Below are 12,672 nucleotides of genomic sequence, written 5' to 3' on the forward strand. Positions count from 1 at the left end.
CTTTAGATCTACTGATTCTGGAGTGCCTGCTGAAAAGTTTTGAGCGCATCGACGTGGTTAACCATATTGGTGCAGCGTAACAATAACTCAAGATTTATTCCTGGTAATTCCTCACTTTTATCAATCTTTTCATAGTGCAATTCGTTCCCCTCTCCCCGCAGATGATAGACCTCAAGTACGCCATCATCCCAAAACCATACTTCAGGAATCTTTAGCCGTTTGTAGGATGCCAATTTGTTGATGCCGCCACTGGTAAAGACGACTTCAATCGCTAAATCGGGACGCGATCGCCCAGGGGCAAGTTTATAGGATTCATCAGCTTCTCGCTTGACAGCGCCAGCTTCGCTTTCGAGGGTCATCGAACGGGTTGGGGTGAAGTCAAACCCTGCCATTAGCAGGTAAAGTTCCAACAATGCAGCGATCCTTTCTTTATAGCGGATTGCCAATGAGTGAGGTACAGCCTTCAGGCTTTGTATAGCGGCACCGTTAACGGTGCCGCTATACAAACAAAGGTGTACCTCATACGAGTGCAATCCGCTGTAACTGTTTGGTGTGTTTCACCTGATATCTGTCTAATCTCCAATATTCCATCCAGAAAAAAGAGTCGGTATCCTGGACGGTCTAGCAATTGCTCAACCGCTTTGAACTCCCGCCAAGTCAACCCCTCAAATAAGAGGGGTGTTACTTTTTTGGGTTTGGCTAAAGTTGCTATTGTCATAATCTACCCATTTGCTGATTCGCAATTTAATGCAAAGTTTACGCTCTACTACTTATAGTATCTCGTCTTGCTTCCCCTTGTCGGGAGCGTCAGTTTATCCGTTCGCGGGTAACAAAATTCCGAACCTTCTTTAGCCGAGGGACATTGATATCATGTCCGTTGAATTGCCCGTAATAAAAAAACCTCACAGAGTCGTTGCGTAGGGACACGGCATTATAGATATCTCCGACAAACAGATAACGTTGATCGTGCCGTGTCCCGGCTGATGATTATGGGTAATCGACCGGACATGATATGACCTATTAACCTCCGATTATCGTATCGGAATTTCGATGGTAAACTTTGTCCGTTCTCCTGGAGTTGAATCGCAGTACAGTTTGCCGTTGTGTTTTGTGGTGACGATCTGATAGCTAATCGAGAGTCCGAGACCCGTACCTTTGCCGACGGGTTTGGTGGTGAAAAAGGGAGCGAAAATGCGCGATCGCAAGTTTTCTGGAATCCCAATTCCGTTATCAGCGATGATAATTTTAATCCGTTCGAGATCGATCGCTTCAGTATGTATCCAAATCCTATGCGGATGAGGCTCGATTGCTGCTAAGCTGCGCCCTTGGTTCGATTGTTCGATTGCATCAATCGCATTAGTTAAAAGATGCATAAACACTTGATTAAGTTGTTCCGCATAGCATTCGATTAAAGGTAGATTGCTGTAATCTTTGACTACTTGAATGGCAGAACGAGTGGGAGTTTCTTGGAGGCGATCGCGCCAACTCAGCAGCGTACTATCAATGCCTTCATGGATATCGACCGCGTACTCAGATTTATCTAAACGCGAGAAGGTGCGGACCGACCGAATAATTTCCTGAATGCGGGTTGTTCCGACTTGCATCGACTGTAAGATCTTGTCCAAGTCTTCAGTCATAAATTCAAGCTCGATCTCTTCAATTCGGGATTGAATGTCTGGAGGGATTGGAGTTACATACTGTTGGTAGGCTTGTAGTAAACCTAATAGATCCTGATAATAACTCAAGTTGCTAGTTATCTCTCTGGGAGCGGCTAATGGCTAATGGCTAATGGCGAAATTGGTAAAAATCCAAGATTAGCAATTAGCCATTAGCAATTAGCCATTAGCAATTAGCAATTAGCAATTAGCAATTAGCAATTAGCAATTAGCAATTAGCAACTTGCGTTAATAGTTACTGACATGAGATATATTGCCGTGAATAAAACCGACATGACCACCAATTTCCTGGATAATTCCTATCACTAATTGCCCCAAACTGGACATCTTTTCATTCTGAATCAACTGTAATTGAGTTTTCTGTAACTCCTGCAAAGTTTGCTCTAGTTGTTGTAACTTGATTTGAGCTTGTGCTTCACTCGCTTGCAGATTTGTTTGGATGCGATCGCGATCGTTAATCACCTGACACAATTCATCATTGACGCACTTTAGCTCGCGATGGGTGTAAGTATAGTCAAGAATTAAGCCAGTTAATGGAACTAGATAGGCAATTATCTTGAGGAAATTCGCTATGTTGAAGCAATCGTCAAATAGTGCCGACTCACCAAACGCCATATAAATTTGAGTTGCACTATTCGGGATTGTACTGACAATCAGCGCATGAGCAAAGAGACTCGGATACTTGCGGTAAAAAAGTGGATAAATAAATATACCCGAAATTGCAAATAACACCAGTGAGATAACATCCCAGGGGCGAGCGATCGCCCCATGAGAAAACATCGTTTGTGGCAAAGTTTCCTGAAGCGTACAAAAATAGATGACACTGTATACCAGAATGCCAAAGCCAAGGCTGACACCGCTAACCATTGCGACACTGCGCTGCCAGCGATCGGGGTTGATTAATAACAATAATCCAACTCCTAACATTGTCAGCAAGGCATTTCCCAGTCGGCATAATGCCCAAGTAAAGGGAATCAGATCGCTGGTTTCAGATGCTGCATCAATCAAGCGATCGGCAGCTGTGTGAAAGGCATCCATTATCCCCGCACAAAGCAATGTCACACCGAGAATTGGGGTAATGACATCTCGCTTGATTGTGAAGTGAGAAAATGCCAAGATCGCGGTGAAAATTGTCGCACAAAAAGCGATCCATTCCAAAATTGTCTGAATAAAACTGCCTGCTAATGTGCGATGCATTGCATCTAGCAATTGGGGCGATCGCATCGTGGGAACTGCGTCCAAATCGAGTCCAAGTTCGATAGCGCTGAAACTCACGCCCATCCAATTCAGGCAAAAGGGTAAAAGACAAATAACTACAACTGCCCAAATGACAGCACTTGGTAGTTTCGTAGGTTGTGTTTGTTGCTGCGGGTTTTCGGTTGTAAAACTATTGTTCATGGTTTGGCTTTTGCTGGTTCGGTTGGGTTAATAATTCCTCAATTTCTTCAAACCGAAACTGTTCGTAAAGCTGAATAATCTGCTCGGCAAACTTGCTATATTTTGGCTCAGTTTGCACCAGGTTTTCAAGCTGTTCTAGCAGCCGGGTGAGTTGAGCGTTTTGAGTGAATTATAGGAGTTGGGCGCTCTCGGCGCTGGAGGGGAAAATTACCTCGCCAGTATCTCCAGTATCTGTTGTAGAAGTTTGCATAGAAACCCGGTTTCTAGATCTACTGGTTCTGGAGTGACTGCTGAAAGGTTTTGATGGCATCGACGTGGTTAACCATATTGGTGCAGCGTAACAATAACTCAAGATTTATTCCTGGTAATTCCTCACTTTTATCGATCTTTTCATAGTGCAATTCGTTCCCCTCTCCCCGCAGATGATAGACCTCAAGTACGCCATCATCCCAAAACCATACTTCAGGAATCTTTAGCCGTTTGTAGGATGCCAATTTGTTGATGCCGCCACTGGTAAAGACGACTTCAATCGCTAAATCGGGACGCGATCGCCCAGGGGCAAGTTTATAGGATTCATCAGCTTCTCGCTTGACAGCGCCAGCTTCGCTTTCCAGCGTCATCGAGCCGGTTGGGGTGAAGTCAAACCCTGCCATTAGCAGGTAAAGTTCCAACAATGCAGCGAGCCGTTTTTTAACCGTTTCGTGTGTTTCACCTGGCATCTGTCTAATCTCCAATATTCCATCCAGAAAAGAGAGTCGATATCCTGGACGGTCTAGCAATTGCTCAACCGCTTTGAACTCCCGCCAAGTCAACCCCTCAAATAAGAGCGGTGTTGATTTTTTGGGTTTGGCTAAAGTTGCTATGGTCATAATATACCCATTCGCTGATTCGCAATTTAATGCAAAGTTTACGCTCTACTACTTATAGTATCTCGTCTTGCTTCCCCTTGTCGGGAGCGTCAGTTTATCCGTTTGCGGGCAACAAAATTGTGAAAGTTGTTCCTTTGCCCAGTGTAGAATCGACAGGTTCATCCGTCCCCAGTGTGCTAAAAGTTAAATTGAAATCTTGAAAGCCTTACTGGAAAAGGATTTTATATTTTCAATCTCTATTTGAAACCGATCCCTTGTCCAGTAAGGCTTTGGCCTATGAAAAATCGTGGCTTTGGAACTAGAGATCTACCAAGAAACTTTGGTGATGGCAAGGACCTGCGTAAGTCCTGGCACAGTCACAGATCCATGAGCCAATTTGGCGCACAAACAGGGGTTTATCCGTTCGCGGGCAACAGGATGGTGAACTTTGTTCCTGCACCTGGTGTAGAATCGACCTCGATGGCTCCTCGATGTTTATCTACTACGATTTGATGTGCGATCGCCAATCCCAAACCCGTTCCTTGACCGACACTTTTTGTGGTGAAGAGGCGATCGAATATCTTCGCTTTTACCTCTTCGGGGATACCCATCCCGTTATCTTGAATCCGAATGACGACCGCAGATTCTAAAACTTCTGTGCTAATCTGAATGCAAGGCTGAGAAACTTTCCACTTTTCGGCTTTTTCATCGATGGCGTCAATCGCATTTGCCAGAATATTCATAAACACCTGATTTAACTGTCCCGCAAAACATTTCACTGGAGGGATTTTACCGTAGTTTTTGATGACGGAGATCTCCGGACGAGTTTCATTTGCCTTGAGGCGATGTTTCAAGATTAAAATTGTGCTGTCTAACCCTTGGTGCAGATTGAAGGATACGGGAGTATCGCTATCGGCACGGGAAAAGGTGCGTAAACTGTTGCTGATATTGCAGATCCGATCGATTCCTTCTTGCATAGAACCCACTAATTTGGGTAAGTCTTGCCGGATAAACTCCAGGTCAATCTCTTCTATCCGATCTTGAATTTCCGGAGCGGAATGGGGATATTTTTCCTGATACATATCGAGCAATTCAAACAGATACTGGATGTAATCCAAAGCTGGTTGAATGTTACCACTGAGGAAGCCCACTGGATTATTAATTTCGTGGGCAACGCCCGCCACCAAGTTGCCCAAGGCTGACATTTTTTCTCGCTGAATGAGTTGCAGTTGAGTCTGTTGCAGTTGCTGATTTTGCTGCTCGATTAGTTTGAGATCTCGGTAGGCACGCAGGACAGAAATAACCGCAGTAATCAATTTTTGGCGCGTTAACTCTACCTTCAGTTTGTAATCGTTGATATCGTACTTGAGGATAACCGATTCTTCGGGGGCATCCCCCGGTTGCCCCGTGCGTAAAATAATCCGCACTTGCCGATTTTGCAATTCTTCCCGAATGTACTGCACCACCAGGAGTCCGGCGTCATTCGTCTCCATGACCACATCCAGCAAAATAAAGGCAATGTCAGGATGTTCGACCATCATTTGTTTGGCAGCTTTACCAGAGTAGGCAGATAGGATATTCAATCCTTTGCCTTCAAAGGTAAATCCTTTGAGGGCGATCGCCGTGGATTGGTGAATGGCAGGTTCATCATCGACAATCAAGACTTTCCACTCCCCCTCTAGATCAGGGTTTGAGTTGGAAACTTCTGCCACTGCGGAATCATCCAGCAACAGCATTTCATCATCTTCTACAAGCATCAGCACCTCATCTGAAATGGTGGTAGTAGGATCGGATAAACTCGACATAACTTAAAGACTCCAGGGCAACTGAATCGCGAACAGAGTTCCTTGCCCCACTGTACTCTCAACCTCGATTGTCCCACCAAGTTTCTGGGTGACGAGGTTATAGACAATGTGTAAACCGAGACCGCTGCCACCGCGATCGCGCGCGGTGGTAAAGAAAGGATCGAAGATTTTACCCAGGTTTTCTGGAGGAATGCCGCAACCATCATCCCTGTAGGTGAGAATGACCGACTGTTCGCTTTGTTGAATGCCAATTTGTAACTGTCCCGCTTCGCCAGTGGGATAGGCATGAAGTAGGGAATTATTCAGCAAGTTGGTAATCAGTTGGGCGATCGCGCCGGGATAACTGACAATTGTGATGCTGTCATCCCCCGTCAAAGTCAGCGTATGTTGAGCTTGGCGCAGTTGGGGACCCAGACTGACGAGCAGATCTTCGAGATATGATTTGAGGGCAATCGAACGCTGTTCTAAGTGGGTTCGATCGACGGCGACTTGTTTGAAGCTTTGAATTAAATCTCCGGCGCGTTGCAGGTTGGTTAGCATCAAACTGGCGCTGTCTTCCGCCGTTTCGAGGTAGTTGGTGAGAACGGATTTTTTCAGCTGTCCTCGATCGATTTCGGCTTTGAAAGCTTGGGTGGCTTCGACTAGGGTAGAAGCTAGGGTAATGCCGACACCGACGGGAGTATTGATTTCGTGGGCAACGCCTGCCACCAGTACCCCCAGAGCTGCCATTTTTTCCGCTTCCACGAGTTGTTTCTGGGTAGCTTTGAGGTCATCGAGGGTTTGGGAGAGTTCGCGGGTGCGATCGATGACTTTTTGTTCCAGGGTGTTGTAGAGGGTGGCGTTTTCTAGGGAAATGGCAGCTTGGGTGCAAAGTAAGTGGAGAATTTCCACGCGCTCGCGGGTGAATGCGTTCCTAGAACTGGAGTTTTCCAAATACAAAATCCCAATTAATTTGCCTCGATCGACGATCGGACTGCACAACAAACTTTGGGGCGAATGTTGTTCAAAATAGGGGTCGGCAGCGAATTTGGGGTCGGTGACGCGATCGCACAGTTCGGGTTGCCTGGTGCGGGAGACTTGGCGAATGATGGAGACAGGGAGATGGTTGCAAGTATCGAGGGGTTGGGATGCGATCCGTTGTACGGTTTGAGCGATGTACTCGATCGCCACAGTCAATTCGCCCTCTTGGTTTAATATGAGGGCGGCTTTGTCTGCGCCTGCATTTTCCACCATCACTTGCATGATAACGGCGAGGAGTTTGTCCAGGTGGATTTCGCTGTAGAGAGCTTGAGCGGCTTTGGTGAAGGTGCCCAAATCCAGCAAGTTGGAGATGGAAGTGCCGCTCAAGGTGGCGGTTTGGTGGATGGAAACCAGGGTACTGAGGCAGTTGGTCGAGGGTGTGGATACCGATTGCAGAATCGGGCGCAATAAGTGGGGATAGCGGGTTTCTAGGTCATCAGTTTTGGCTAATGCTCCCCAACGAGCGTAGCAGTAATAAGCTTCAAGCATGTAGCCTGCGGCGACTTTTTCTTTACCCCAATCGAGGTAAAATTTAGCTGCTAGCTCGTTAGCTAAGGCTTCTTCTTGGATGTATTCGTTGGCTTTGGCTCCGGAGATAGCGCGATCGTACAGGTCCATCGCTTCTAGCCGATTACCAGAAATTTGCTGGAATTGAGCTTCTATCAAATCAGCTTTGTGCGACCAATTGACAGCCGCATGACCAGCAAACCGACGGATTTTTTCTCGAGCGACAGTCACCTTTTCGAGGCAACGATCTTGTGCTTCAGCAGAAAGGTTGGGATATAGCGCTAATCCCACGAGTGCATCGTAGAAATAAAACATATTTCCTGGTACAAACGATGCAATAGCGCGATGAAATTCAGCTACTTTCTCTAAGTGAGTTAGAGCTTCTTCATGGCGAGCGAATAAATAACAACCAATTGCCTTAAACAAATGTGCCACCGCAATCCCGTGGGCATCTTTAATAGCATATTGTTGTGGCAAATCTACTGTTTCATCGTAAACTTCACCCATCAGTTGACAAGGCTCGTCGGAATGTCCTAGCAAATTCAGCACGTGCTGATGATAGGTTTGATTCCAACGCAGAAAGACGGGTTGTTTGAGTTGGGCGATCGCCTGACTATAGATAGCCATCGACTCCGCTAGATCGGATAGTTCAGCGCCCGCAAAATAAGCTGTGTAACTATGCACCTGAGCAAAAATGGCGGTTGTTTCTAGATCTCCTGTTTCTAGTCCGATCTGATAACCCACTTGTAGATCGCTTAAAATGCTTCGCCAGTTTTCTTTCCAATGTCGCACACCCCCGTGGAAGCGAGATAGGGTTTTAGCCTGCACAGGCAAACTGGGTAATTTTTCTAGAATTTCTAATGCCAACTGACCAAAGGCATAACCCAGGTCAATCTCTCCTACTGCACTACACAAAATCATGCCGTAGGTGACATACCCTGGTGCTGAAAAAGCTGTGTTGCCTGTTTGAATAGACAGGCTAACCATTTTAAAAAAGATAAATGGCATCAGGTGAGGGGCAGCAAGCACCACCACGCCAGCTAATCGAAATAAGACCCGCATGGCTGCTAGGAGTCGGGGTTCTGTCATGATGGGCAGGTGAATTAATTCTGCCACTGGGCGATCGCCGAGAGCCGCATTGATTTGGGCCAATCCACGCCCAAAATCTTCGGGTGTGGGTTGGGTGAGCAATGCAATTCCTAATTGTTGCAGCGTTGTACATCCCAACTGAATGGCTTCCTGGAGTTGGCTTTGAGCAACGTGCGCTTGAATTTGAATTTCATAGAGGGGAATGCGATCGAGCAGCGATTCAACCCGTTCCAGAGCCAGGGTAAGCCAGCGTTCTGTTTCAGCAAAATCGCCGACAAGACAGGTATTACTGGCGAGTTCAGTATGAAGCGTCAGAGTGAAATCGTAGTGCTGTTGCCAACTGTTTTCTGGCAAGAGATCGCTACTCAATACTAGATAACTCAAGGCAGTTTGGTAAGCAGTTGCAGCTTTGGCTTTTTGTCCGGCTTTGAGGTTGAGCTGCGCCAGTCGCTCTCGCGAGGAAGGCTGCTCAACCAAATGAATGGCTTGGTTTAAATGATTGACAATTTCAAAAATCCGCTCGTGGCATTCCTGCTCGGAGCAGTTATCGAGAAACAGTCTGCCAATGGTTTGATGGACAGTTGCCTTATCAGTATCAGGAATTAGAGAATAGGCAGCTTGTTGGACGCGATCGTGCAAGAATTTATAAGAAACGGGAATTTCACTACTGCGTTCGCGTAGCATCGGCTTTGCCGAATCGCTGCCATCTGAGTCATTCGCTTGAAAGAATTTGTAGGTTTCACTAATGGGGAGAATCAATCCTTCCTGTAAGGCTTTCCAAAGAGCTGTTGCCGCTTCGGTTTCCGATTGTTCGGAAACGAGCGCCAAAGTATTCAAATCGAATTGGTTGCCAATACAAGCTGCCAGTTTCAACACCTCCTGCGTCTCTACTGGAAGTTTCTGCAACTGCAATGCCATGAACTCCACTACATCGTCGGTTAATGCCAACTGCCGCACCGCAGCCATGTCACATTGCCAGTAACCCAATTCTGGCTGGAACTCAATCCAACCGTCCTCATGCAGCGCTTTGAGAAACTGGGTCATAAAAAAGGGATTCCCTTGGGTTTTCCGATACACCAATTGCGTCAGGGGTTGCGCTAATTCATCGGTGCAACTCAGAGTATCTGCTACCAACTGATTTACCGTTGTTTCTACCAAGGGTACTAGAGTAATCGTATGGACGTTCGCGCAGCGTTCCCGCAGGGAAATCGCTTGGGCTTTCTGAATTTGTTCCAGCGTCAACATTAAGGGATGCGCCGGAAACACTTCATTGTCTCGATAGGCTCCCAGAATCAGTAAATATCCAGAACTCGCTTCACTCATTAATAATTGCAGCAAGTTCAGGGAAGCCGAATCAGACCATTGTAAATCGTCCAAAAACATTACCAAGGGATGTTCTGGCGTGGTGAACACTTGGATGAATTTCTGAAACAGTAAATTGAAGCGATTTTGAGCCGCACTCCCGGAGAGTTCCGGCACGGGTGGCTGTTGCCCGATAATCCGTTCTAATTCGGGAATCACATCTACTATTACCTGTCCGTTTTCGCCCACTGCGGCGAGAATTTTGGCTTTCCAGGTCGCCAATTGGACATCGCTTTCGCTCAATAATTGTCCCATCAAATCGCGGAAGGCTTGGACGAAGGCAGAAAAGGGAATGTTGCGCTGGAACTGGTCGTACTTGCCTTTGATGAAGTAGCCGCGTTGGCGCACAATCGGTTTGTGGACTTCGTTGATCACCGCCGTTTTCCCAATCCCGGAAAATCCCGCAACTAGCATTAGCTCAGTGTTCCCTTGGGAAACTCGTTCAAAGGCATTTAACAACGCTTGTACTTCTGTTTCCCGACCGTAGAGTTTTTCGGGAATATTGAAGCGATCGCTGATATCTTGCGTCCCAATCTCAAATGGCTCAATAGTGCCCGTTTCTTGAAGTTGATGCAAACAAATCTCTAGGTCATACTTTAAACCCAACGCACTCTGATAGCGATCTTCGGCATTCTTCGCCATCAGTTTCATGACAATAGCTGAAATCGCTTCTGGAATGTGGAATTCCCTAAGAGAAGGTGGCTGCTTGGCGATGTGGCAATGCACCAACTCCATCGGGTCATCCGACTGGTAGGGCAATTGTCCGGTCAACAATTCAAATAACGTCACTCCCAAAGCATAGAAATCACTGCGGTAGTCGATGCCTCGATTCATCCGTGCGGTTTGTTCTGGGGAAATATATGCCAGCGTTCCTTCGAGTCGATTGGGATTTTTGATTTCTGGCGTTTCTTTGGGCAATAGTGAGGCAATCGAAAAGTCGATTAATTTAACTTGTTTTGTATCTGGATGGATCAGAATGTTGGCGGGTTTGATATCTTTGTGGATGACGCGATTCTGGTGTAGATTGTGCAGGATGTCAGCCAGTTGCAGAGCGATTTCTAATACTTGTGCGATCGCAAGTACCTGGTTGCGAACATAATCTCGCAGGGATACACCGCCAAAGTCTTCCATGACCAAGGCGTAGCTGTTGCGGTAAGGTTCTAAGTTGTAGGGACGGACAATTCCAGGAATGTCGAGGTTTTTGGCGTTCGCGTCAGCGATGCGGAGCATTATCGCGTACTGATTGCGAAACTGCAACAGATCGTGGAAGTTAGGATAGTCTTGTTGTAGCAGTTTGACCGCGACTGCCTGGTCATCCACCAATCTCACACCCCGGTAGACAACGGTTCTACTGCCACAATATAGTCGCTCGACTAAACGATAGCCAGGTAGAGCAACGGTTGTATTGAAGGTGGTGTTCATTGGTAGTGACCTCATTTGGCATAATATCAAAGTTATTATGCCCATGAGGCCAGTGGCGCTAACACATCGGCAAAATCAACACAAACTCAGTTCCTTTGCCAACTTCAGAATTGACTGCGATCGTGCCGCCATCTTTTTCTACCACAATTTTACCGGCTTCCGCGAGTGGGGAAGGGAGGCATATCGCTAATCCCAATCCCGTTCCTTTACTCAGATCTTGCACCATTCTCAACCTGCCTTGAAACCCTTGTTTCTTGATGAAAAATCTAGGCTTTCAAGTTTAGCTATTTGCCAGAAACTTTGGTGTTAGCCCTGGTGCAATATCTGAGAGTTGACTGCGTTCTTTTTCAGAACGTTCCAGTTTCTGCCGCCAGCGAATTTTTTTCTCCAATTCTTGAGTTTGTAAATCCTGGCTTTCCATTTACCAATTACCAATTCCCAATTCCCGCTGTCAAAACTTATAACTAACGCAAGTTGCTAGTTATAAACAAGGGCGTTGCCAGCTTGCTAATTGCCAGCTTGCTAAGCTTGGATTTTTACCAATCTCGCCAGCCATTAGCCAGCTGCTCCCAGAGAGATAACTAGCAACTTGAGTTAAGAGAATCTGACCCTACTCAATTCGTTGCTAAAGAGCAGATCTTAGACTTTCTTACCTTTATCTATCATGACTTCCGCCAACCTCTCAGTCAGAGCAATATGGCTCTCCAAATCCGAATAGGGGCCAAACATCCAGAAAAAACACTAAAATATATTCAAATAGCTGAGGATAATGCTTTCGCTTTGCTCTAGATTATCAACGATTTTTTGGCTCTACTTAACCTAGAATTTGGGACGATTCATTTAAACTGTAACCCGTTCAATCTGGGGGAATTTTTGAGGAGAATTCAAGACTGTCACTCTGAGCAGCACAAAAAATTGGATCTTCAGATTTACATGTCGGCGAATTCTCAAAAAATTATGATTTATTACGATGGCTATAGACTCGAGGATATATTTTTTAAATTGCTTAATAGCGCTGTTAATTTTACAATAAAAAGTGGCATAATTGTCGCAATAAAAATAAACAAAAAAGGTGATAATTGCCAACAAGCTATTTCGCCAACTGGTAGAATTACAAGTCATAGATGGAATACAGGTGAATACATAACGCAAGTTGCTAGTTATAAACAAGGCGCTTGCTAATTGCTAATTGCGAGCTTGCTAATATAGGATTTTTACCAATCTCGCCATTAGCCATTAGCCATTAGCCGCTGTGAGAGAGATAACTAGCAACTTGAGTTACATATCAAAAAGAACATTTATTCCAACTCTCTGGTAAAGGTCGATACAACTGGGCATACTGGGAGTTGGGATTGGCAACCTGCCAAAGATTGGTGGAAGCGATGGGGGGTGATATCGTTGACCGTTGCATCGGAATTACGACCTGTAGGGGCAATTAGCAAGCGAGCAATTAGCAATTAGCAATTACGTTAAAAGGCCATATAAATTTTAGAAAAAATTTATAATACCTGGGAATTGATAAAATGAAATCAAGCAGGGGTAAGA

General features: G+C 45.8%; 10 protein-coding genes and 2 pseudogenes. 1 reads left to right on the plus strand and 11 read right to left on the minus strand.

Annotated elements, in window-relative coordinates:
• Positions 1-8: 8 nt before the first annotated feature.
• The 10 genes and pseudogenes from MiSe_RS51980 to MiSe_RS07680 all read right to left on the minus strand — a co-directional run.
• Positions 9-431 (minus strand): annotated as a pseudogene (locus MiSe_RS51980) (Uma2 family endonuclease); the annotation flags it as partial.
• Positions 432-541: 110 nt separating this feature from the next.
• Positions 542-718, minus strand: a pseudogene (locus tag MiSe_RS53710) (Uma2 family endonuclease); the annotation flags it as partial.
• 313 nt (positions 719-1,031) lie between these two features.
• Positions 1,032-1,637 carry a sensor histidine kinase gene (locus MiSe_RS07650; protein WP_226576961.1) on the minus strand — a complete coding sequence of 202 codons (606 nt, stop codon included), beginning with the start codon at positions 1,635-1,637 and terminating at the stop codon, positions 1,032-1,034.
• Between the two features lie 267 nt (positions 1,638-1,904).
• On the minus strand, positions 1,905-3,074 hold the full coding sequence (locus tag MiSe_RS07655) for a sensor histidine kinase (RefSeq protein ID WP_226576964.1): 1,170 nt from the start codon (positions 3,072-3,074) through the stop codon (positions 1,905-1,907).
• A complete protein-coding gene (locus tag MiSe_RS50815) occupies positions 3,064-3,192 on the minus strand; it encodes a hypothetical protein (RefSeq protein WP_264196378.1) in 129 nt (42 codons plus the stop codon). The genes MiSe_RS07655 and MiSe_RS50815 overlap by 11 nt, the downstream gene beginning before the upstream one ends.
• A gap of 151 nt (positions 3,193-3,343) precedes the next feature.
• A complete protein-coding gene (locus tag MiSe_RS07660; protein ID WP_226576966.1) occupies positions 3,344-3,943 on the minus strand; it encodes a Uma2 family endonuclease in 600 nt (199 codons plus the stop codon).
• 395 nt (positions 3,944-4,338) lie between these two features.
• On the minus strand, positions 4,339-5,727 hold the full coding sequence (locus tag MiSe_RS07665) for an ATP-binding protein (protein WP_226576969.1): 1,389 nt from the start codon (positions 5,725-5,727) through the stop codon (positions 4,339-4,341).
• A 3-nt stretch (positions 5,728-5,730) separates the two neighbouring features.
• A complete protein-coding gene (locus MiSe_RS07670) occupies positions 5,731-11,127 on the minus strand; it encodes a trifunctional serine/threonine-protein kinase/ATP-binding protein/sensor histidine kinase (RefSeq protein ID WP_226576972.1) in 5,397 nt (1,798 codons plus the stop codon).
• A 58-nt stretch (positions 11,128-11,185) separates the two neighbouring features.
• Entirely contained in the window at positions 11,186-11,353 is a 168-nt protein-coding gene (locus MiSe_RS07675) for an ATP-binding protein (RefSeq protein WP_226576975.1), read from the minus strand.
• A gap of 54 nt (positions 11,354-11,407) precedes the next feature.
• A complete protein-coding gene (locus MiSe_RS07680; RefSeq protein ID WP_226576977.1) occupies positions 11,408-11,548 on the minus strand; it encodes a hypothetical protein in 141 nt (46 codons plus the stop codon).
• Between the two features lie 536 nt (positions 11,549-12,084).
• Here MiSe_RS07680 and MiSe_RS07685 point away from each other — a divergent pair.
• Positions 12,085-12,309 (plus strand): hypothetical protein, encoded by a 225-nt coding sequence (locus MiSe_RS07685; RefSeq protein ID WP_226576980.1) that lies wholly within the window; start codon positions 12,085-12,087, stop codon positions 12,307-12,309.
• Positions 12,310-12,425: 116 nt separating this feature from the next.
• On the opposite strand, the gene MiSe_RS07690 is transcribed toward MiSe_RS07685, so the two are convergent.
• Positions 12,426-12,584, minus strand: coding sequence for a hypothetical protein (locus tag MiSe_RS07690; RefSeq protein ID WP_226576983.1), 159 nt, complete (start codon positions 12,582-12,584; stop codon positions 12,426-12,428).
• Positions 12,585-12,672: the final 88 nt, after the last annotated feature.

This window comes from Microseira wollei NIES-4236, assembly GCF_020521235.1.
In the GTDB taxonomy this organism is placed as follows: Bacteria; Cyanobacteriota; Cyanobacteriia; order Cyanobacteriales; family Aerosakkonemataceae; genus Microseira; species Microseira wollei.